Source organism: Pseudomonas sp. GW821-FHT02B10 (assembly GCF_059421865.1).
This window is the reverse complement of record NZ_JBWKVU010000003.1, coordinates 659,827-682,213: the sequence shown is the minus strand read 5'-3', so window position 1 is coordinate 682,213 and position 22,387 is coordinate 659,827. Positions and strand designations below refer to the sequence as shown.

At 64.5% G+C, this 22,387-nt stretch carries 13 protein-coding genes; 11 read left to right on the top strand and 2 right to left on the bottom strand.

The window, feature by feature from the left end:
- Window positions 1-6,890 (bottom strand): retention module-containing protein (locus tag AC07VU_RS10465; RefSeq protein ID WP_495029827.1); only part of this gene is annotated, 6,890 nt, incomplete at its 3' end.
- Between the two features lie 357 nt (window positions 6,891-7,247).
- Here AC07VU_RS10465 and AC07VU_RS10460 point away from each other — a divergent pair.
- From AC07VU_RS10460 to AC07VU_RS10410, 11 genes are all read left to right on the top strand, one after another.
- A complete protein-coding gene (locus AC07VU_RS10460; RefSeq protein ID WP_007928660.1) occupies window positions 7,248-8,597 on the top strand; it encodes a TolC family outer membrane protein in 1,350 nt (449 codons plus the stop codon).
- A gap of 38 nt (window positions 8,598-8,635) precedes the next feature.
- Window positions 8,636-10,792, top strand: coding sequence for a type I secretion system permease/ATPase (locus AC07VU_RS10455; protein ID WP_277589953.1), 2,157 nt, complete (start codon window positions 8,636-8,638; stop codon window positions 10,790-10,792).
- Window positions 10,782-12,149, top strand: a complete 1,368-nt coding sequence (locus AC07VU_RS10450) for an HlyD family type I secretion periplasmic adaptor subunit (RefSeq protein ID WP_007928658.1) — start codon at window positions 10,782-10,784, stop codon at window positions 12,147-12,149. Before AC07VU_RS10455 ends, AC07VU_RS10450 begins: the two co-directional genes overlap by 11 nt.
- A gap of 322 nt (window positions 12,150-12,471) precedes the next feature.
- Complete coding sequence (locus AC07VU_RS10445) at window positions 12,472-13,362, top strand: TauD/TfdA dioxygenase family protein (protein WP_495029826.1); 891 nt, start codon at window positions 12,472-12,474, stop codon at window positions 13,360-13,362.
- A 27-nt stretch (window positions 13,363-13,389) separates the two neighbouring features.
- A complete protein-coding gene (locus AC07VU_RS10440; RefSeq protein WP_495029825.1) occupies window positions 13,390-14,427 on the top strand; it encodes an ABC transporter substrate-binding protein in 1,038 nt (345 codons plus the stop codon).
- A gap of 5 nt (window positions 14,428-14,432) precedes the next feature.
- Window positions 14,433-15,293 (top strand): ABC transporter ATP-binding protein, encoded by an 861-nt coding sequence (locus tag AC07VU_RS10435; RefSeq protein ID WP_007928654.1) that lies wholly within the window; start codon window positions 14,433-14,435, stop codon window positions 15,291-15,293.
- Window positions 15,294-15,313: 20 nt separating this feature from the next.
- On the top strand, window positions 15,314-16,180 hold the full coding sequence (locus tag AC07VU_RS10430; protein WP_025808568.1) for an ABC transporter permease: 867 nt from the start codon (window positions 15,314-15,316) through the stop codon (window positions 16,178-16,180).
- Between the two features lie 227 nt (window positions 16,181-16,407).
- The gene (locus AC07VU_RS10425) at window positions 16,408-17,325 is read left to right on the top strand and encodes a LysR family transcriptional regulator (RefSeq protein ID WP_277589957.1); all 918 of its coding nucleotides are present in this window, start codon (window positions 16,408-16,410) and stop codon (window positions 17,323-17,325) included.
- 284 nt (window positions 17,326-17,609) lie between these two features.
- Entirely contained in the window at window positions 17,610-19,154 is a 1,545-nt protein-coding gene (locus AC07VU_RS10420) for an MFS transporter (RefSeq protein WP_102680794.1), read from the top strand.
- A 25-nt stretch (window positions 19,155-19,179) separates the two neighbouring features.
- Window positions 19,180-20,238 carry an HlyD family secretion protein gene (locus AC07VU_RS10415; protein ID WP_277589958.1) on the top strand — a complete coding sequence of 353 codons (1,059 nt, stop codon included), beginning with the start codon at window positions 19,180-19,182 and terminating at the stop codon, window positions 20,236-20,238.
- A complete protein-coding gene (locus tag AC07VU_RS10410; RefSeq protein ID WP_277589959.1) occupies window positions 20,235-21,704 on the top strand; it encodes an efflux transporter outer membrane subunit in 1,470 nt (489 codons plus the stop codon). The genes AC07VU_RS10415 and AC07VU_RS10410 overlap by 4 nt, the downstream gene beginning before the upstream one ends.
- On the opposite strand, the gene AC07VU_RS10405 is transcribed toward AC07VU_RS10410, so the two are convergent.
- Complete coding sequence (locus AC07VU_RS10405; protein WP_277589960.1) at window positions 21,667-22,386, bottom strand: DUF3142 domain-containing protein; 720 nt, start codon at window positions 22,384-22,386, stop codon at window positions 21,667-21,669. The two genes, AC07VU_RS10410 and AC07VU_RS10405, sit on opposite strands and share 38 nt — an antisense overlap.
- Window position 22,387 lies beyond the last annotated feature (1 nt).

The window sequence follows — 22,387 nt, the reverse complement described above, 5'->3', positions numbered from 1 at the left end:
GTGTAAACAATCGAGCCGCCTTCTGCCACGGTATCGGTCGCAGCCAGGCTGAGGGTGGTGGTATCCGGAGTATCGGTAACCGAAGTCTCGGCAGGTTTGCTGTCGACATCGAGTTTTTCGTAGTTACCGCCAGTCGCGTCGGTGATGGTAGTGCTCAGGGAGCTACCGCCCGCCAGGGCATCGTTCGGCGCGGTGAAATTCACGGTGCCGGAAGACTCGCCCACCGGAATGGTGATGGTCTGACCGTTGGACAGAGTGACGACTACCGGGGAACCGGTTACTGGAGCGGTGACCGACGCGGTGTAAACCACGGTGCCGCCTTCGGCGACGCTAGGAGTGGCGGTCAGGCTGACGGTCGAGGTATCGATGGTGTCGGTGACGTCAGTCACAGCCGGAGTAGTGCTTGGCACCAGATTCTCGAAATTACCGCCAGCGGCGTCCTTGATGGTGACTTCAACCTTGCCAGCGTCCTTGTACACGTCATCGGCTGGGGCGGCCACGGTCACGGAGCCAGTCGTAGCGCCGGCGGCGATGGTAATCACTGCGCCGTTGGAGAGCGTTACAGTCACCGGCGTGCCAGCGGCGTTGGTCAGGGTAGCGGTGTAAACAATCGAACCACCCTCGGCCACGGTGTCGGTCGCGCTGAGGCTCAGATTGGTGGTGTCCGGGGTATCGGTAACCGAGGTCTCCGCTGGCTTGCTATCAACATCCAGCTTCTCGTAGTTGCCGCCGGTAGCGCCGGTGATGGTGGTGCTCAGGGAGCTACCGCCCGCCAGGGCATCGTTTGGTGCGGTGAAGTTCACGGTACCGGACGACTCGCCCACCGGAATGGTGATGGTCTGGCCATTGGACAGAGTTACCACAACTGGCGAGCCAGTAACCGGCGCAGTCACGGATGCGGTGTAAACAACAACACCGCCTTCAGCTACAGACGGAGTAGCGGTCAGCGAAACAGTCGAAGTATCGATGGTATCGGTGACATCAGTGACGGCAGGTGTGGTGCTCGGCACCAGGTTCTCGAAGTTGCCACCTGTGGCGTCCTTGATGGTCGCTTCGACCTTGCCGGCGTCCTTGTACACATCATCAGCTGGAGCCGCGACGGTGATGGAGCCTGTGGTCGCACCCGCTGCGATGGTGATGATCGCGCCATTGCTCAGAGTCACGGTCACCGGAGTGCCGGCGGCATTGGTGAGGGTCGCGGTGTAAACAATGGACCCACCCTCAGCCACGGTATCGGTCGCAGTCAGGCTGAGGGTAGTGGTATCCGGAGTATCAGTGACCGAAGTGTCGGCAGGCTTGCTGTCGACATCCAGTTTTTCGTAGTTGCCGCCGGTAGCGCTTGTGATGGTGGTGCTCAGGGAGCTGCCGCCCGCCAGTGGGCTGTTCGGGGCAACGAAGTTCACCGACCCGCTGCTTTCGCCGACCGGGATGGTAATGGTCTGGCCGTTCGACAGCGTTACGACCACTGGCGAGCCGGTCACTGGAGCAGTAACCGACGCGGTGTAGACCACGGTTTCGCCTTCGGCGACAGTCGCGGTTGCGGTGAGGCTGACGGTCGAGGTGTCGATGGTGTCGGTCACATCGGTGACGGCAGGCGTGGTGCTTGGCACCAGGTTTTCAAAGTTGCCGCCGGTAGCGTCCTTGATGCTCACCTCAACCTTGCCGGCGTCCTTGTACACATCGTCCGCAGGGGCCGCGACGGTGACAGAACCGGTGGTGGCACCGGCGGCAATATTGATTACGGCACCGTTCGACAAGGTCACGGTTACCGGAGTGCCGGCTGCGTTAGTCAGCGTCGCGGTGTAAACGATCGAACCGCCTTCAGCGACAGTGTCAGTCGCTGTCAGGCTGAGGGTGGTGGTGTCCGGAGTGTCAGTAACCGAGGTCTCGGCAGGCTTGCCGTCGACATCCAACTTCTCGTAGTTGCCGCCGGTGGCGCCAGTGATTGTTGTGCTCAGGGAGCTGCCGCCAGCGAGAGCATCGTTTGGTGCCGTGAAGTTCACGGTAGCGGACGATTCGCCCACCGGAATGGTAATGGTTTGGCCATTCGACAGGGTTACGACTACAGGCGAGCCGGTCACTGGAGCCGTTACGGACGCGGTGTAAACGACAACTCCACCTTCAGCAACGCTAGGCGTAGCGGTCAGGCTGACGGTCGAGGTATCGATGGTGTCAGTGACATCAGTCACGGCCGGGGTAGTGCTCGGAACCAGGTTCTCGAAATTACCGCCAGCAGTCTCTTTGATGCTGACTTCAACTTTGCCCGCATCCTTGTACACATCGTCAGCAGGCGCTGCGACGGTCACGGAACCAGTAGTGGTGCCGGCAGCGATAGTAATCACCGCGCCGTTCGACAGGGTTACGGTCACCGGAGTACCGGCAGCGTTAGTCAGGGTAGCGGTATAAACAATCGAACCACCCTCGGCCACGGTGTCGGTCGCGCTGAGGCTCAGATTGGTAGTGTCCGGGGTGTCGGTAACCGAAGTCTCGGCAGGCTTACCGTCGACGTCCAGCTTCTCGTAGTTGCCGCCGGTAGCGCCGGTAATGGTGGTGCTCAGGGAGATGCCGCCAGCGAGAGCATCGTTTGGCGCCGTGAAGTTCGCAGTGCCGGAAGATTCGCCTACCGGGATGGTGATGGTTTGTCCGTTGGACAGGGTGACGACCACTGGCGAGCCGGTCACTGGAGCCGTTACGGACGCGGTGTAAACGACAACTCCACCTTCAGCAACGCTAGGCGTAGCGGTCAGGCTGACGGTCGAGGTATCGATGGTGTCAGTGACATCAGTCACGGCCGGGGTAGTGCTCGGAAGCAGGTTCTCGAAATTACCGCCAGCAGTCTCTTTGATGCTGACTTCAACTTTGCCCGCATCCTTGTACACATCGTCAGCCGGTGCTGCGACGGTCACAGAGCCGGTGGTGGCACCCGCTGCAATGGTGATCACCGCACCGTTCGACAGAGTCACGGTCACTGGCGTACCAGCAGCATTGGTCAGCGTTGCGGTGTAAACGATCGAACCGCCTTCAGCGACAGTGTCAGTCGCTGTCAGGCTCAGAGTGGTGGTATCCGGAGTATCAGTAACCGAGGTCTCGGCAGGCTTGCCGTCAACGTCCAGTTTCTCGTAGTTACCGCCTGTTGCACCGGTGATGGTCGCGCTCAGGGAGCTGCCGCCGGCGAGGGCATCGTTAGGTGCCGTGATATTGACGGTGCCGGAGGACTCGCCCACTGGAATGGTGATGGTCTGGCCGTTGGACAGGGTCACCACAACAGGCGAGCCAGTCACTGGAGCGGTGACCGACGCGGTGTACACCACGGTGCCGCCTTCAGCCACGGATGGAGTCGCGGTCAGGGAAACAGTCGAGGTATCGATGGTATCGGTGACATCAGTCACGGCTGGGGTAGTGCTCGGAACCAGGTTCTCGAAGTTACCGCCAGCAGTCTCTTTGATGCTGACTTCAACCTTGCCAGCGTCCTTATACACATCGTCAGCAGGCGCTGCGACGGTGACGGAACCGGTGGTGGCGCCTGCAGCGATGGTGATCACTGCACCGTTGCTCAAGGTCACAGTCACAGGTGTGCCTGCGGCGTTGGTCAGGGTGGCGGTGTAAACGATCGAACCACCTTCGGCAACGGTATCAGTCGCTGTCAGGCTCAGAGTGGTGGTGTCCGGGGTATCGGTAACCGAGGTCTCCGCTGGCTTGCTATCAACATCCAGCTTCTCGTAGTTGCCGCCGGTAGCGCCGGTGATGGTGGTGCTCAAGGAGCTACCGCCAGCCAATGCATCGTTTGGCGCCGTGAAGTTCACGGTGCCGGAAGACTCACCCACCGGGATGGTGATGGTTTGGCCGTTGGACAGGGTGACCACCACCGGCGAACCGGTCACTGGAGCAGTCACGGAGGCGGTGTAAACGACAACGCCACCTTCAGCCACGGATGGAGTCGCGGTCAGGCTGACGGTCGAGGTGTCAATGGTGTCGGTCACGTCGGTAACGGCTGGCGTGGTGCTCGGCACCAGGTTCTCGAAGTTGCCGCCAGCGGCGTCCTTGATGCTGACTTCGACTTTGCCGGCATCCTTGTACACATCGTCAGCCGGGGCGGCGACGGTGACAGAACCAGTAGTAGCGCCCGCTGCGATGGTGATGATCGCGCCGTTCGACAGGGTTACGGTCACTGGCGTACCAGCGGCGTTAGTCAGGGTCGCGGTGTAAACGATCGAGCCGCCTTCAGCCACAGTGTCAGTCGCGCTGAGCGTCAGATTGGTGGTGTCTGGCGTATCGGTGACCGAGGTATCCGCCGGCTTGCTATCAACGTCGAGTTTTTCGTAGTTGCCGCCAGTCGCACCGGTGATGGTGGTACTCAGCGAACTGCCGCCCGCCAAGGCGTCATTTGGTGCCGTGAAGTTCACAGTGCCGGACGACTCACCCACAGGAATGGTGATGGTCTGTCCGTTGGACAGGGTTACGACTACTGGCGAACCAGTAACCGGAGCGGTCACGGACGCGGTGTACACCACGGTGCCGCCTTCAGCCACGGACGGCGTCGCGGTCAGCGAGACAGTCGAGGTGTCGATGGTGTCGGTGATGTCCGTCACCGCCGGCGTGGTGCTCGGCACCAGGTTTTCGAAGTTGCCGCCAGTGGCGTCCTGGATGGTGGCTTCGACCTTGCCGGCGTCCTTGTAGACGTCATCGGCGGGCGCGGCAACGCTCACCGAGCCCGTAGTTGCACCGGCGGCAATAGTAATCACGGCGCCGTTGCTCAGGGTCACGGTGACCGGCGTGCCGGCCGGGTTGGTCAGGGTGGCGGTGTAGACGATCGAGCCGCCTTCGGCGACCGAACCACTGGCCGACAGGCTCAGTCCGGTGTCGTCCACGGAGTCGGTGATGGTGGTTTGCGCCGGCGTGGTGTCGGGCGTCAGTTGTTCGAAGTTGCCACCGGTGGCGCCGGTAATGCTGGTGCTGACTGTGCTGCCGTTGTTGTAGACGTCATTGGCGGGGGTATCGACCACGACGGTGCCGACGGTCTTGCCGGCCTCGATGACGATGGTCGAGCCGTTGGACAGGGTCACGGTAACCGGGGTCTGCGCCGGGTTGGTCAGGGTCGCGGTGTAGGTGATCTGGCCGCCTTCCACAACGCTGCCGGTAGCGGTCAGGCTCAGGCCGGTGTTGTCCACGGAGTCGGTGATGGTGGTCTGTGCCGGCGTGGTGCTCGGCACCAGGTTCTCGAAGTTGCCGCCGGTGGCGCCGGTAATGCTGGTGCTGACCGTACTGCCGTTGTTGTAGACGTCGTTGGCCGGGGTATCGACCACCACGGTGCCAGTGGTTTTACCGGCGTCGATGGTGATGGTCGAACCGTTGGACAGGGTCACGGTGACCGGCGTCTGCGCGGGGTTGGTCAGGGTCGCGGTGTAGGTGATCTGGCCACCTTCGACGACGGTGCCGGTGGCCGACAGGGTCAGGCCGGTGGCGTCCGGCGAGTCGGTGATGGTGGTCACCGCCGGCGTGGTGCTTGGCACCAGGTTCTCGAAGTTGCCGCCAGTGGTGCCGGTAATGCTGGTGCTGACCGTGCTGCCGTTGTTGTAGACGTCGTTGGCCGGGGTATCGACCACCACGGTGCCGACGGTCCGGCCGGCTTCGATGGTGATGATCGAGCCGTTGGACAGGGTCACGGTGACCGGCGTCTGGGCCGGGTTGGTCAGGGTTGCGGTGTAGGTGATCTGGCCGCCTTCGACGACGGTGCCGTTGGCGGTCAGGGTCAGGCCGGTGGTGTCCGGCGAGTCGGTGATGGTAGTCACCGCCGGCGTCGGGTTCGGTACCAGATTCTCGAAGTTGCCGCCGGTAGTCCCGGTAATGCTGGTGCTGACGGTGCTGCCATTGTTGTAGACATCGTTCGGCGGGGTGTCGACCACCACGGTGCCGACGGTCTGGCCGGCGTCGATGGTGATGGTCGAGCCATTGGACAGGGTCACGGTGACCGGGGTCTGCGCCGGGTTGGTCAGGGTCGCGGTGTAGGTGATCTGGCCACCCTCGGTCACGCTGGAGCCCGCGGTCAGGGTCACGGTGGTGGTGTCCACGGTGTCCGTGACCTGGGTGACGGCTGGCGTCGGGTCGACGGTCACGACCAGGCCACCGCCGCCGGTGGTGCCGGTGACGCCCACGCTGATCTCTTTCGGGTCGTTGTAGACGGTGTCGTTCGGTGCCAGCGGCACATTGACGGTGCCGGTCAGTTGCCCGGCCGGAATCACGATCACCGAACCGTTGGACAGGGTGATGGTCAGGCCAGTCAGCGGCGCCTGGGTCAGCGTGGCGGTGTACACCAGCACGCCGCCGGCTTCGGTAATGGTCGGGGTTGCGCTCAGGCTCAGGGTCGAGTCGCGCAGGATCTCGGTGGTAGTGCTGCTGTCATTGGTGGTCAGCGCACCGGTGGTGTCTTGCGCCGCGGTTCCCGCCGCGCCGAGGCCTGCGGTCGGGAAGCCGATGGTCGGGTCGACCCGACCTGCCGTGGCGTCGAGCATCACGAAGCTGTGGCCGCCGCCCGCAGCGCCGCCAGTACCCGCGGCGGTCGGGCCGGCTGCGGTGGCTTCCAGCTCGGTAGTCGGGTCCGCGCCGGCGACGATTGCCTGCTGCAGCTCAGCGACTGATGGCGCAGCTTGCTCGGCGGCTTCGGCCAGGTCGGTGCTGGAGTCCGGAGCGCTACCGCTCCATTGCGTTTCGCGACCCAGGTCCAGGGTCCGGCCATCGGCCAGTTCCAGGCTGACGGCGCCCGCCAGGCCGGTATCGACCTGGTCGCCTACGTACAGGCGATCACCCTCAACGAGTACGCGGCGAACCCCTTCGGGGGATACGACGAAAACTTGGCCAACAATGCTTTTGACGGTAGCAACAACACTGCTCATTGAGGATTCTCCGGGGGGTACCGTTCAGTAGACTTCCATGTTCCTGACGGGCATACGCCGACGCAGTCTGGACGTTCTTCAGAGTGTAGAAACACGTGATTTTGACGCGAATACTTGTCAATAATTTGGCTATATTTTTTTGCTATTAACCATATGCCAAACTATTGACCTTCTGAGTGTCATCCTAAACAATCGTCAAGGTAATGTCACATTGATATTCATGCGGCGACCTGTCTAAAAGTGTGTGACCCAGTTCATGGTTTGAACTTTCCGATATACGGTCATTCCGGTTGCCATCATCCGATGCAGCGCCTCGTTTTGCTGTGATTTGGGACAAGAAGTCCTGGGAACCCCTCTATGCGTCCGCAGTTGTTCAAAGCCTTACCCTTCGTACTCGCCGCCAGTTTCGCCCAAGCACAAACCCTGCCCGAAGCCATGCAGAAAGCGCTGGATGTCCATCCGGAAATCCAGGCCGCGGTTAACAGCCGCCTGGCAGCCGATTACCAGCTCAAAGCGGCCAAGGGCGGCTATTTGCCGCGGGTCGATTTGCTGGGCGGTTATGGTCGTGAAGGCACCGACAGCCCGACCACCCGTGCAGGATCGAGCAATCACTGGGAGACGCTGAACCGCAGCGAGTCAAGTTTACGTCTCCAGCAAATGGTTTTTGACGGTTTTGCCACCTCTAGCGAGGTGGGGCGTCAACAAGCCACCGTCAATTCCCGGGCGTACTCGTTGCTGGGCACTTCCGAGCGCACCGCGCTGACCGTGGCCCAGGTGTACCTGGATGTGCTGACCCGGCGCGAGTTCGTGCGCCTGGCCGAAGACAACATGCGCAATCACGAGCGCATCTACGATCAGATCCAGCTGCGCACCCAGCGTGGCGTCGGCAGCCGCGCCGACCTCGACCAGGCGGAAGCGCGCATGGCCCAGGCGCGCAACAACCTGATCACCGAACAGACCAACCTGGCCGATGCCCAGACCAACTACCTCAGCGCCGTCGGCCAGATGCCGGACCAGCTGGAGCGCCCGGTCGGCTTCATGGCCCTGCTGCCGGCCAGCCTCGACGAAGCCCAGCGCCAGATGCTGGAAAACAGCCCGATCCTGCGTTCGGCCGAATCCGACATCGTCGCCGCCGAGAAGCAGTACGAAGCCGCCAAGTCGACCTTCTACCCGCGCTTCGATGCCGAGCTTGGGCGTACCGCCGACAACAACCTGGACGGCATCGACGGCCACAACAACGAATGGCAGGCCATGCTGCGCATGCGCTTCAACCTGTTCGCCGGCGGCAGCAACAAGGCCGACCTGGAATCCAAGGCCTATCAGTCCACCCAGGCGCTGGATATTCGTAACAACGCCCTGCGTGTTCTGAATGAAGAGCTAGGCTTGGCGTGGAACGCCTTGAACAACGCCAATGCGCAAGTGCCGATCGCCCAGCAATATGTCGATCGCAGCGCCAGCGTGCGTGAGGCGTATCAGAAGCAATTCAGTTTGGGCGAGCGCACTTTGCTCGACTTGCTCGATAGCGAGAATGAACTGTTCACCGCCTCGCGTCGTTTGGCGGAAATCAAGAACATTCAGTTATTTACTCAATATCGAATCAAGGCGACCATGGGCGAATTGCTCAAGAGCCAGGGAGTGGTCGCACCCATGGCTTCCGTCGTGCAGAACGATGTGAAGCCCAAGGTCCAACTGCCTGGGATGAATTGAGTACTTTTCATCCAATAGACAGTTAAAGAGTGCCGAGCGTGGAATCAGAAGTCAGTCGAGTGCAACTTAGCCATGATCCACGCGGCATGCATGACGACCCGCTGCTGGACGCCCTGCTAACCCTGTGTTCCCTGCACCAGAAGCCGGCCAGCGCGGCCATGCTGACCACCGGCCTGCCTTTACCCTCCCAGCGCCTGAGCGCCGAGCTGCTGCCGCGCGCCGCGGCTCGCGCCGGCCTGCAGGGGCGTTTGCTGCGGCGCAAGCTGGAGCAGATTCCTGCCATCGCCATGCCGGCCATGCTCTTGCTCAAGGACGGCCGCAGCGCCGTCCTGCTCGGCTGGCAGGGCGAAGACAAGGCCCGCCTGCTGCTCAGCGAGAGCGATGGTGGCGAGGTCAGCGTCAGCCGCCAGATGCTGGCCGACGATTACAGCGGGCAAGTGTTCTTCGCCCAGCCCCAACACAAATTCGACGTCAACCATGGCTCGCTGATTCCTCGCGCCCGCTCCTGGTTCCGCGACACCTTGAAGCGTTCGCGCTGGCTGTACGCCGACGCCATCGCCGCCAGCCTGCTGATCAACGTCATTGCCATGGCCGCGCCGCTGTTCGTGATGAACGTCTACGACCGCGTGGTCCCCAACCAGGCCGCCGCCACCCTGTGGGTGCTGGCCATCGGCATCACTGGCGCCTACCTGTTCGACCTGATTCTCAAGAGCCTGCGCAGCCTGTGCCTGGACCTGGCCGGCAAGAAGACCGACCTGATCATCTCGGCCACGCTGTTCGAGCGCATCGTCGGCATGGCCATGAAGTACCGGCCGGCGCGGGTCGGCAGCTTTGCCCAGAACATCCACGAGTTCCAGAGCCTGCGTGACTTCCTCGCCTCGCTGACCCTCACCAGCCTGATTGACCTGCCGTTCACCCTACTGATCTTCCTGGTGATCGCCATCCTCGGTGGGCACCTGGTGTGGATTCCGGTGCTGGCCTTCCCGATTGCCCTGGGCATCGGCTACGCCCTGCAGAAACCGCTGATCGCCACCATGGAAAAAACCATGGCCCTGGGCGCCGAGCGCCAGTCGAGCCTGATCGAGACCCTGGCCGGGCTGGACGCGGTGAAGGTCAACAACGCCGAAAGCGAACGCCAGTACCAGTGGGAACAGACCATCGGCACCCTGGGCCGTCTCGAGCTGCGGGTGAAGATGCTCTCCAGCCTGGCGATGAACATCACCCTGCTGATCCAGCAGCTGGCCGGGGTGATCATGATCGTCTTCGGCGTGTACCAGATCATCGACGGCAACCTGAGCATGGGCGGGCTGATCGCCTGCTACATGCTCAGCGGCCGCGCCCTCAGCCCGCTGGCCTCGTTGTCCGGCCTGCTGACCCGCTACCAGCAGGCGCGGGTGACCATGGCCTCGGTCGACCAGATGATGGAGCTGCCCCAGGAGCGCAACTTCGACGAGCGCCCCCTGAGCCGCAACGTGCTGCAGGGCGCCATCGAATGCCGGCAGCTGAATTTCACTTACCCGGGGCAGCAGAACCCGGCGCTGAAGAACATCAACCTGGTGGTCAAGCCGGGCGAGAAGATCGGCATCATCGGCCGCAGCGGCTCGGGCAAGAGCTCGTTGGCCAAGCTGCTGGTGGGCCTGTATGCCCCGGACTCCGGCGCCTTGCTGGTGGACGGCGTGGACATCCGGCAGATCGACGTCAGCGAATTGCGCCACAACATCGGTTATGTGGCCCAGGACATCCAGCTGCTGGCCGGCACCCTGCGTGACAACCTGACCTCCGGCGCCCGTTACGTCGAAGACGAACTGGTGCTGCAGGCCGCCGAACTGGCCGGCGTCCATGAGTTCGCCCGCCTGCACCCGCAGGGCTACGAGCTGCAGGTCGGCGAGCGCGGGCAGAACCTCTCCGGCGGCCAGCGGCAGAACGTCGCCCTGGCCCGGGCCCTGCTGCTCAACCCGCCGATCCTGCTGCTCGACGAACCGACCAGCGCCATGGACAACACGGGTGAAGAACGCTTGAAACAACGCCTGCAAGCCGTGGTGGAAGCCAAGACCGTGGTGCTGGTCACCCACCGTGCCTCGCTGCTGTCGCTGGTGGATCGCCTGCTGGTGATCGACCGCGGGCAGATCCTCGCCGACGGGCCGAAAGCAGTCGTGATGGAAGCGTTGAAGAAGGGGCAGATCAGTGTTGCTTAAATCCGGTTTCAAAGACTCGATCCTGCGCTACTTCAAAGGCACCGAATCGCTGCACGACCAACCCCTGCCCGAGGTCAACAAGGCGCTGATCGAAGATGCGCCGCGGGTTATCCGCCTGACCATCTGGGGCATCATCGGTTTCTTCCTGTTCCTGCTGCTGTGGGCCAACTTCGCGGTGATCGACGAAGTGACCAAGGGCGAGGGCAAGGCGATCCCGTCGTCCAAGGTGCAGAAAATCCAGAACCTGGAAGGCGGCATCGTCTCCGAACTGTTCGTCAAGGAAGGGCAGATCGTCGAAGCTGGCGCTCCGCTGATCCGCCTGGACGACACGCGCTTCAAGTCCAACGTCGGCGAGACCGAGGCCGATCGCCTGTCGATGCTGCTGCGGGTCGAGCGCCTGAGCGCGGAGATCGACAACCGCGAACTGAATTTCCCGGCCGATGCCATGGCCGCCGTGCCTGGCCAGGCGGCCAGCGAAAAGTCGCTGTATGAAAGCCGTCGCCAGCAGTTGCACGACGAAGTCGGCGGCCTGCAGGAACAACTGATCCAGAAGCAGCAGGAACTGCGCGAGTTCACCTCCAAGCAGGCGCAGTACCGCCAGCAACTGAGCCTGCAGCGCCAGGAAATCGCCATGTCCGAGCCGCTGGTGGCCCAGGGCGCGGTGTCGCCGGTGGAAGTGCTGCGGCTCAAGCGCGCCGAAGTCGAGACCCGTGGGCAACTGGACGCCACCACCCTGGCGATCCCCCGTGCCGAATCGGCGATCAAGGAAGTCCAGCGCAAGGTCGACGAAACCCGCGGCAAGTTCCGCAGCGAAGCCCTGACCCAGCTCAACGAGGCGCGCACCGAACTGAACAAGGCCAGCGCCACCGGCAAGGCCCTGGAAGACCGGGTCAGCCGGACCCTGGTCACCTCGCCGGTGCGCGGCATCGTCAAGCAACTGATGGTCAACACCATCGGCGGTGTGATCCAGCCGGGCAGCGACATGGTGGAGATCGTGCCGCTGGACGACACCCTGCTGGTGGAAGCGAAGATCCGTCCGCAGGACATCGCCTTCCTGCACCCGGGGCAGGAAGCGGTGGTCAAGTTCACCGCCTATGACTACACCATCTACGGTGGGCTGAAGGCCAAGCTGGAACAGATCGGCGCCGACACCATCACCGACGAAGACAAGAAGACCACCTACTACGTGATCAAGCTGCGCACCGACCGCAGCCACCTGGGCACCGATGAAAAGCCGTTGCTGATCATCCCCGGCATGGTCGCCTCGGTGGACATCATCACCGGCAAGAAAAGCGTGCTCAGCTACCTGCTCAAGCCGATCATCCGCGCCCGTGCCGAGGCGCTGCACGAGCGTTAAGCCATCTGTAGCCGCTGCCGCCAGGCTGCGATAAGGCCCGAAGGGCCTTCAGCGATATTGAAATCGTCACGTCCCCTTCGGGGCCGATCGCAGCCTGGCGGCAGCGGCTACAGGCGCTCGTGCCGGCCTTGGCGGCTGCGGTCGAATCGCCATATCGTTATTCGTTAACGGTATTTAAAATTAAGTTCTTATATCTATAAAGTCGACTCCCTGCGTACCTGCCGACCAATCGGCGCGCCGCACGAAATGAACCCACACGGGACCTCCGTGAGTTTCTGATCGACGCGCGCGCCACCGGGCGTGCTCTGCGTGGGAGTGATTTATGTCCGTACCCTCTCCAAGTGCCGCGCCCATCGCCGCACAAGCTTTTGATATCCGCCCGTTCAGCGGCGCCGTCGGTGCCGAGATCGTCGGCCTGGACCTGGCCCGGCCGGTCAACGACCAGGACTTCGCGCGCATTCACCGCGCGCACCTGGATCATCACGTCGTGGTGTTCCGCGACCAGCGCATCACCCCCGAACAACAGATCGCCTTCAGCCGCCGTTTCGGCGTGCTGCAGATCCACGTGCTCAAGCAGTTCCTGCTGTCCGGGCACCCGGAAATCCTCATCGTTTCCAACATCATCGAAAACGGCCAGTCCATCGGCCTGGGGGACGCCGGCAAGTTCTGGCATTCCGATCTCTCCTACAAGGAGCTGCCGAGCCTGGGCTCGATGCTGCACGCCCAGGAGCTGCCGTCCGAGGGCGGCGACACCTTGTTCGCCGACATGCACAAAGCCTGGGACAGCCTGCCCGAAGCGCTGCGCAAGGCGGTCGATGGCCGTTTTGCCGCGCACTCCTACACCGCGCGCTACAGCGAGACCAAGTTCGAGGGCAACTGGCGCCCGACCCTGACCCCGGAGCAACTGGCCCAGGTCCAGGAAGTGGTGCATCCGGTCGTGCGCACCCACCCGGAAAACGGCCGCAAGGCGCTGTTCGTCAGCGAAGGCTTCACCACCCGCATCGTCGGCCTGCCGGAAGACGAGAGCCGCCAGCTGCTAGCCGAGCTCTACGCCCACAGCGTGCTGCCGGAAAACATCTACCGCCACCCATGGCAGCCCCATGACCTGGTGTTCTGGGACAACCGCTCGCTGATCCACCTGGCCGCCGGCTGCCCCAGCCATCTGCGCCGCAAGCTTTATCGCACCACCATCCAGGGCGACGCCCCTTACTGATCGGCCACCCACGGCAGGAGAAACACCATGTCCCAACCCACTCAACGCCTCCCGCGCCTGGGCAAACTGGCGGCCGCCATCGGCCTGGGCTTCAGCCTGCTGGCCGCTGGCCTGGTCGCGCCGACGGCGGCCCATGCCGAAGGCGAGATCCGCATCGCCGAACAGTTCGGCATCGTCTATCTGCTGCTCAACGTGGTGCGCAACCAGAACCTGATCGAAAAACACGGCAAGGAAGAAGGCATCGACATCAAGGTCGACTGGACCCAGCTGTCCGGCGGCGCGGCGGTCAACGACGCCTTGCTCTCCGGCTCAATCGACATTGCCGGGGCCGGCGTCGGCCCGCTGCTGACCATCTGGGACCGCACCCACGGCAAGCAGAACGTCAAGGCTGTGGCGTCGCTGGGCAACTTCCCTTACTACCTGGTGAGCAACAATCCCAAGGTCAAGACCATCGCCGACTTCACCGAGAAGGACCGCATCGCGGTGCCGGCGGTGGGGGTTTCCGTGCAGTCGCGGTTCCTGCAGTACGCGGCGGCCAAGCAATGGGGCGACAAGGAATTCAATCGCCTGGACAAGTACACCATCGCCGTTCCGCACCCGGACGCCACGGCGGCGCTGATCGCTGGCGGTACCGAGCTGACCGGGCATTTCTCCAACCCGCCGTTCCAGGACCAGGCGCTGGCCAACCCGAATGTGCACGTGGTACTCAACACCTACGACCTGCTGGGCCCGAACTCACCGACCGTGCTGTTCGCCACCGAGAAATTCCGCAGCGAGAACCCGAAAACCTACAAGGCCTTCGTCGAGGCGCTGGCCGAGGCCGCCGACTTCGCCCAGAAGGACAAGGGCGCGGCGGCGGATACCTACATCCGCGTGACCAACGCCAAGATCGACCGCGAAGCCTTGCTGAAGATCATCGACAACCCGCAGTTCGAATTCACCGTCACCCCGAAAAACACCTACCCGCTGGCTGAATTCCTCTACCGCGTGGGCGCGATCAAGAACAAGCCGCAATCGTGGAAGGACTACTTCTTCCAGGACACCACGCCGCTGCAAGGGAGCTGATCGCCATGAACGCCCCCTTGCAAGGCCACACGGCCAGCAACCCGACCACGGCAGCCCAGGCGCTGCTGGCGGTCGACCAGGTCAGCCTGGAATACCGCACCCCGCAGCGCGTGGTGCGGGCCACCCACCAGGTCAGTTTCGAAATCGATCCCGCCGACCGTTTCGTCCTGCTCGGGCCCTCGGGCTGCGGCAAGTCGACCCTGCTCAAAGCGGTCGCCGGCTTCATCCAGCCCTGCGAGGGCGAGATTCGCCTGCAAGGACAACGGGTCAGCCAGCCGGGGCCGGACCGGATCGTGGTGTTCCAGGAGTTCGACCAGCTGCCGCCGTGGAAAACCGTTAAGCAGAACGTGATGTTCCCGCTGCTGGCGTCGAACACCCTCAACCGCCGCGAGGCCGAGGAGCGGGCGCTGCACTACCTGGACAAGGTCGGCCTGGCGGCGTTTGCCGACGCCTACCCGCACACCCTGTCCGGCGGCATGAAGGCGCGGGTGGCGATAGCACGCGCCCTGGCCATGCAGCCGAAGATCCTGCTGATGGACGAACCCTTCGCCGCCCTCGACGCCCTGACTCGGCGCAAGATGCAGGAGGAGTTGCTGCTGCTCTGGGAGGAGGTGCGCTTCACCCTGCTGTTCGTCACCCACTCCATCGAGGAAGCGCTGGTGGTGGGCAATCGCATCCTGCTGCTGTCGCCGCACCCGGGGCGGGTGCGGGCGGAAATCCACAGCCATCAGTACGACCTGCAAAGCCTCGGCGGCGTGGCGTTCCAGCAGACGGCGCGGCGTATCCACCGGCTGCTGTTCGACGAAGGCCAGTCGCCGGAAACCGAGCGCGAACTGGATTTCACCGATATCCGTATCGCTTATTGAGCCTTTAAGAGGAACGCCCGATGAGCCATTCATCACCTGTTCGCCAGGAATACGAAGTTGCCCTCGAACCCTTGCTGGCGGTGCCGCTGGAGCGTGAGTTGCCGCTGGGCCAGCGCCTGTGGCAACAAGGCTGGCTGCGCAAGAGCTTGATCCTGATCGTGTTGGCGCTGCTCTGGGAGGCCGTGGCCCGCTACCAGAACAACGACCTGCTGCTACCGAGCTTTTTGCAGACCGCCAGCGCGCTGTACGACGGCCTGCTCAGCGGCGAGCTGCTGGGCAAGGTCGGCATCTCCCTGGTCGTGCTGCTCAAGGGGTACCTGATCGGCATCGTCCTGGCCTTTGCCCTGACCACCCTGGCGGTGTCGACCCAGGTGGGCCGCGACCTGCTGAGCACCCTGACCTCGATGTTCAACCCGTTGCCGGCCATCGCCCTGCTGCCGCTGGCCCTGCTGTGGTTCGGCCTGGGGGAGAACAGCCTGATCTTCGTGCTGGTGCATTCGGTGCTCTGGGCCCTGGCCCTGAACACCTACGCCGGTTTTCTCGGGGTCTCGGAAACCCTGCGCATGGCCGGGCGCAACTACGGGCTCAAGGGCATGCGCTTCGTGCTGTTCATCCTGATCCCGGCGGCGCTGCCGTCGATCCTCGCCGGCCTGAAAATCGGCTGGGCCTTCGCCTGGCGCACCCTGATCGCCGCCGAACTGGTGTTCGGCGCCACCAGCGGCAAGGGCGGCCTGGGCTGGTACATCTTCCAGAACCGCAACGAGCTGTACACCGACAAAGTCTTCGCCGGCCTGGCGGTGGTGATCCTGATCGGCCTGCTGGTGGAGAACCTGGTGTTCGACACCCTGGAGCGGGTCACCGTGAAACGCTGGGGCATGCAACGCTGAGCCCGTAGCGCCCGTAGCCGCTGCCGAGCCTGCGAGGCTGCGATCGACGGCGCAGCCGGCGCAAAACCTGACAGCACATTTTGTCTGGCACACCGCGCGCAGGTCTGGCGAGGACTTCGTCCTCGATCGCAGCCTGCGGCAGCGGCTACAGAGAGTGGTGTCCCTGACTGAAATGACCCTGCTAGCATTGCGCCTGACTCATTCCCGATCAGTCACGAGTGCTCAGCATGCAACTCCCGGACATGAACCTTCTGGTCGCCCTCGACGCCCTGCTCGACGAGGGCAGCGTGGTCGGCGCGGCGCGGCGCATGAACCTCAGCCCGGCGGCCATGAGCCGTACCCTCACGCGTATTCGCGAGGCACTGGGCGACCCGATCCTGGTGCGCGCCGGCCGCGGCCTGGTGCCCACGCCCAAAGCCCAGGAGCTGCGCGGCCAGGTACGTGACCTGGTGGAGCAGGCGGCGCTGGTGTTCCGCTCTGGCGATCAGGTCGACCTGAGCACCCTGCGCCGGCGCTTCAATGTGCGCGCCAACGACTTTTTCGTCGGCGTCTATGGCGGCCGCCTGATCGATACCCTGGAGCGCCAGGCGCCCCATTGCGAACTGCGTTTCGTCCCGGAAGGCGATGGCGACGACGAGGCGCTGCGCGAAGGGCGGATCGACCTGCGCATCAGCAACACCCGGCCGCTGACCCCGGAAGTGAAGGTGCAGAACCTGTTCTCCACCACCTTTGTCGGCCTGGTGCGCGAGCATCATCCGTTGCTCGACGAGGAGATCACCGCCGAGCGTTTTGCCGCCTTCCCGCACATCAGCATGTCCCGGCGCGGCATCGCCCGCGGGCCGATCGATGTGGCGCTCAGCGACCTGGGCCTGCAGCGCCGGGTGCCGCTGATTGCGCCGAGCTTCCATGCCGCGATGTTCATGCTGCCGGACTCGGACCTGATCCTGCCGGTGCCCAAGGAAACCCTGCTCAGCGTGTCGCGCCTGGGCCTGCACCTGCGCTCGTTCGCCTTGCCGATTCCCCTGCCGACCCTGGTGCTGACCCAGGCCTGGCACCCGCGCTACGACAAGGACCCGGCGCACAAATGGTTCCGCGAAACCCTGCGCGCCTCCTGCAACGAAACCTGGCACGCCGCCCAGCCCTGAAAACCACCACCCTTGTAGCCGCTGCCGAGCAACGCGAGGCTGCGAACGAGGTCGGCGGCATCCGACTTAGCCCTCGCCAGGCAGCGCCCGCGATTGGCCTGTTGGATCAGGTCGCCTGGTTTTGCGACGGCTGCGCCGCCGATCGCAGCCTCGCGGGCTCGGCAGCGGCTACAGATCATCCAATCGTTGCGTTTGGTGCACTTATAAGCTGTCGATAAGTCAGTTTTCGTCAGCTGTCGGGCTTTTTACACTGCTTCGGTATTTCTATCGGAGTCGTTCCCTTCATGAGTTCCCTCGCCGTGGCTGTGCCGGCACCCGCTGAAGTGGCCAGCAAACCGGCAGCTGTCAGTCCCGCGGTCTTCGGCCCGCGAATCATCATCGGCCTGCTCGGCGTATTGCTGGCGGTGCTGGTGTCGGGCCTCAACGAAATGGTGACCAAGATCGCCCTGGCCGACATCCGTGGCGCCCTGGCCATCGGCTATGACGAAGGCACCTGGCTGGTGGCCAGTTACACCGCCACCTCGGTGGCGGCCATGGCCTTCGCGCCCTGGTGTTCGGTGACCTTTTCGCTGCGCCGTTTCACCCTTTGCGCCATCGCCCTGTTCACCGTGCTGGGCGTGCTCTGTCCGTTCGCCCCGAACTACCAGAGCCTGTTGCTGCTGCGCACCGTGCAGGGCCTGGCCGGCGGCGCGTTGCCGCCGATGCTGATGACCGTGGCGCTGCGGTTCCTGCCGGCCAACGTCAAGCTCTACGGCCTGGCCGGCTACGCCCTGACCGCCACCTTCGGCCCGAGCCTGGGCACGCCGCTGGCCGCCCTGTGGACCGAATACGTCGGCTGGCAATGGGCGTTCTGGCAGGTGGTGGCGCCGTGTCTGCTGGCGATGCTCGCGGTGGCCTACGGCCTGCCCCAGGACCCGCTGCGCCTGGAGCGCCTCAAGGCCTTCAACTGGCGCGGCCTGCTGCTGGGGTTCCCGGCGATCTGCATGCTGGTGATCGGCATCCTCCAGGGCAATCGCCTGGACTGGTTCGGCTCGCCGCTGATCTGCCTGCTGCTGGGCGGGGGCGCGTTGTTGCTGGTGCTGTTTCTGATCAACGAATGGTCGCAGCCGATTCCGTTCTTCAAGTTGCAGATGCTCGGCATCCGCAACCTGTCGTTCGCCCTGCTGACCCTGGCCGGGGTGTTGGTGGTGCTGACCGCGGTGATCATCATTCCGTCCAGTTTCCTGGCCCAGGTCCAGGGCTACCGGCCGTTGCAGACCGCCCCGGTGATGCTGGTGATGGCCCTGCCGCAACTGATCGCGCTGCCCCTGGTGGCGGCTCTGTGCAACCTGCGCTGGGTCGATTGTCGCTGGGTGCTGGGCATCGGCCTGACGATGCTGGTGCTGTCGTGCCTGGGAGGCGCGCAGCTGACCTCGGCGTGGATTCGCGACGATTTCTACGTGCTGCAACTGCTGCAGATCTTCGGCCAGCCGATGGCGGTGCTGCCATTGCTGATGCTTTCCACCGGCAGTATCCAGCCGATCGAGGGGCCGTTCGCGTCCTCCTGGTTCAACACCGTGAAAGGCCTGGCGGCGGTGATCGCCACCGGCGTGCTGGATGCCCTGACCACTCACCGCCTGCACTTTCACTCGACCATGCTGGTGGACAGCCTCGGCAACTCGCCGCTGAGCGCCGTCGACGCCAGCAACCTCGCCCAGCGCCTGCACCGACAGGCCGTGGTACTGACATCCGCCGACCTCTACTACGTCATGGCTGGCGTGGCGGCGGCCTTGATCCTGCTGATTTTCTGGCTGCCGACGCGGATCTATCCGCCACGCGCGCCAACTTGAACGTTCACTGAGACAGAAGGTTTTTATGACGATCCATATCAAACACAAAATCGCCGTCAGCGTGGCGGCGGTCGCGGTCCTGGGCGTGCTGGTGTACCTGGTCACCGGCAAGGCCACCGAGCAGACCACCAACGATGCCTTTGTCAGCGCCGACTACACCCTGGTGGCGCCGCGCGTGGCGGGTTTCATCAAGGAAGTGCTGGTGGAAGACAACCAGCGGGTCAAGGCCGGCCAGTTGCTGGCGCTGATCGACGATCGCGACCTGCGCGCCGCGGCCCAGGCGGCGGACGCCGAAACCCTGGTGGCCAAGGCGCAGCTGCAGAACGCCCGCGCCACCCTCGACCGGCAAAGCTCGGTGATCGCCCAGGCCCAGGCCTCGGTGGTGGCCGCACGGGCGGAAATGGCCTTCGCCGAACATGAACTGAACCGCTACAACCACCTGGCCGGGGTCGGCGCCGGCACGGTGCAGAATGCCCAGCAGGCCCGGACCCGCATCGACCAGGCCAGCGCGCGGCTGGCCACGACCACGGCGGCGCTGGCGGCGGAACGCAAGCAGGTGGAGATCCTCACCGCCCAGCGCGACGCCGCCGAGGGTGGGCTGAAGCGCGCCCAGGCGTCCCTGGAAATGGCCAGCTACGAGCTGTCCTACACGCGCATCGTCGCGCCGGTGGACGGCATGGTCGGCGAACGCGCGGTGCGGGTCGGCGCCTACGTCACGCCGGGCAGCAAGATCCTCGCCGTGGTGCCGCTGGAGCAGGCCTATGTGGTGGCCAACTTCCAGGAAACCCAGCTGGCCCATATGCACCCCGGGCAAGCGGTGCAGGTGCGGGTCGACAGCCTGGACGGCGAAACCCTGCACGGCCGGGTCGAGAGCCTGGCGCCGGCCACCGGGGTGACCTTCGCCGCGGTCAAGCCGGACAACGCCACCGGCAACTTCACCAAGGTGGTGCAGCGCATTCCGGTGAAGATCCTGCTGGAGCCCGGCCAGCCGATGGCCGAGCGTCTGCGGGTCGGGATGTCGGTGGAAGCGAGCGTCGATACCCTGGGCAAGGCCAGCTCCGCGCGTGAGGTGGTGAAGCGATGAGTCGTCTGCTCCAGCCGGTATTCGCCCTGAGCCTGTTGTCCCTGGCCGCCTGCAGTGTCGGCCCGGATTTCCAGCGTCCCGAAGGGCCGCGGGTCGAGGCCTGGGCCACCCCGCAAAAGGCTGCGCCGAGCCAGGTGGTGAGCAGCCCCCTGGACGAGCGCTGGTGGGAGGTCTTCAACGATCCGCAGCTGTCGGCCCTGAGCCGGCGCGTGCTGACCGACAACCTCGACCTGCAACTGGCCACCAGCCGCCTGCAACAGAGCCGCGCGGCGCGCCAGGTGGTCACCGCCGAGCGTTATCCGACCAGCAGCGCCAGCGGCGGTTACGCACGCAAACGTAACAGCGGCGAAGGCCTGAACGACCCGTCGGGGCACGCGGGCAAGTCCGCCTTCAACCTGTGGGACGCCGGCTTCTCGGCGTCCTGGGAGCTGGATTTCTGGGGCCGCGTGCGGCGCGAAACCGAGGCCGCCGACGCGACCCTGGAAGTCGCGGAGAACGACCGGCGCGGGGTGCTGCTGGCGGTGCTGGCCGAGACCGCCCAGGACTACATCCAGCTGCGCGGCGTGCAGAGCACCCGGGCGGTGACCGAGCAGAACCTCGACGTAGCCCGCCACAGCCTCAAGCTCTCGCAGCTGCGCTTGGCCGACGGTGTGGCCACCGACCTGGACGTGGCCGAAGCCGCCGCGCAGGTGGCGACCATCGAGTCGCAACTGCCGGCCTTGCAGCAGCGCCAGGCGCAACTGATCAACGCCCTGAGCCTGCTGATGGGCGAGCCGCCCCAGGCCCTGCATGCGCAGCTGGCGGCGGATGCGCCGGTGCCGCAAACCCCGCGCCAGGTCGCCATCGGCCTGCCGTCGCAACTGGCCGAACGCCGTCCGGACATCCGCCAGGCCGAAGCCCGCCTGCATGCCGCCACCGCCAGCATCGGCGTGGCCAAGGGCGACTTTTATCCGCGCATCACCCTGTCGGGCAACTTCGGCTCCCAGGCCATGCAGCTGTCGGACTTCGGCTCCTGGGGCTCGCGCCAGTTCGGCATCGGCCCGCAGTTCAGCCTGCCGTTGTTCGACGGCGGCCGCCTGCGCGGCATGCTGCATCTGCGCGAAGCCCAGCAGCAGGAAGCGGCCGTCGCCTACCAGCAGACCGTGCTGCGCGCCTGGCATGAAATCGACGACCAGCTGACCCGCTACAACAGCAGCCAGCTGCGCCGCGACAGCCTCGCCGAAGCCGTGCGGCAGAACCAGATCGCCCTGCGCACCGCGCAACAGCAATACGTCGAAGGCGTGGTGGACTTCGTCAACGTCCTCACCGTCCAGGGCGCCTTGCTCGCCACCCAGGAACAACTGGTGGAAAGCTCGACCGGCGTTTCCCTGGCCATGGTCGGCCTGTACAAGGCCCTGGGCGGAGGCTGGGAGTCGGTGTATCCGTTGGCTAGCGCGGGTTCTGCAAAAACACCACATACCCCCTGAACCACGGGCTGTCTCGCAGATAGCCCGGCTCCTGCCATTCGCCGCCCTGGATCAACCCCACCTTGAACGGCAGGCCCATGCGGTCAAGGCGGGGCAGGTAGGCGGCGTAGTTGGGGATGCTGTGGCGGCCCTGGTAGGTCTGCACTACCACTTCGTCGATGACGCCCTTGAGCCCGGCGATGGCCTCGGGGTTGGCGTTGCTGCTCCAGTCCATCAGCCCGGTGATGCTCAGGCGGTACCGCGCAGGCAGGCGCTGGCGCAGGTCGCGCAGGAAGCTGGCGTACTCGTCGAGGTAGCGGGTGCGGGCGTCGAAATCTATCTGGATGCCGACCACCGGGTTGCCGGCCTGCTGCCAGCGCTGCACCTGGCCCAGCAGCTGGCGGTAGACCGGTTCCGGCCAGTGCAGGGTATGGGCGCGATAGACCACCCAGACCTCGCCCTGGCGCAGGCGCGGAACGGCCATGCCCTGGGCGATGAAGTGCACGTTGCCGCTCGGATCGCGACGCGAGCGGCTGACCTGCCCTTGCAGGATGTACAGGGTCTTGGCCTGGTTCAGTACCGGCTGCGGAGCGACGCCGCTCCACAGCCAGAAGGCATCGTGATCGCGGGCGTCGACCGCCGCCTGGGCACCGCCGGCCAGCAACAGCCAGACCGGCAGCAGGCATCGCCAGAAGCGGCTCATG

What these genes read in the sequence shown, in the direction of transcription:
- AC07VU_RS10440 (WP_495029825.1), top strand. Translation starts at nt 13,390, where the DNA reads ATGTCCCAACCCACTCAACGCCTCCCGCGCCTGGGCAAACTGGCGGCC.
- AC07VU_RS10405 (WP_277589960.1), bottom strand. Translation starts at nt 22,386, where the DNA reads ATGAGCCGCTTCTGGCGATGCCTGCTGCCGGTCTGGCTGTTGCTGGCC.
- AC07VU_RS10415 (WP_277589958.1), top strand. Translation starts at nt 19,180, where the DNA reads ATGACGATCCATATCAAACACAAAATCGCCGTCAGCGTGGCGGCGGTC.
- AC07VU_RS10425 (WP_277589957.1), top strand. Translation starts at nt 16,408, where the DNA reads ATGCAACTCCCGGACATGAACCTTCTGGTCGCCCTCGACGCCCTGCTC.
- AC07VU_RS10430 (WP_025808568.1), top strand. Translation starts at nt 15,314, where the DNA reads ATGAGCCATTCATCACCTGTTCGCCAGGAATACGAAGTTGCCCTCGAA.
- AC07VU_RS10420 (WP_102680794.1), top strand. Translation starts at nt 17,610, where the DNA reads ATGAGTTCCCTCGCCGTGGCTGTGCCGGCACCCGCTGAAGTGGCCAGC.
- AC07VU_RS10460 (WP_007928660.1), top strand. Translation starts at nt 7,248, where the DNA reads ATGCGTCCGCAGTTGTTCAAAGCCTTACCCTTCGTACTCGCCGCCAGT.
- AC07VU_RS10435 (WP_007928654.1), top strand. Translation starts at nt 14,433, where the DNA reads ATGAACGCCCCCTTGCAAGGCCACACGGCCAGCAACCCGACCACGGCA.
- AC07VU_RS10410 (WP_277589959.1), top strand. Translation starts at nt 20,235, where the DNA reads ATGAGTCGTCTGCTCCAGCCGGTATTCGCCCTGAGCCTGTTGTCCCTG.
- AC07VU_RS10445 (WP_495029826.1), top strand. Translation starts at nt 12,472, where the DNA reads ATGTCCGTACCCTCTCCAAGTGCCGCGCCCATCGCCGCACAAGCTTTT.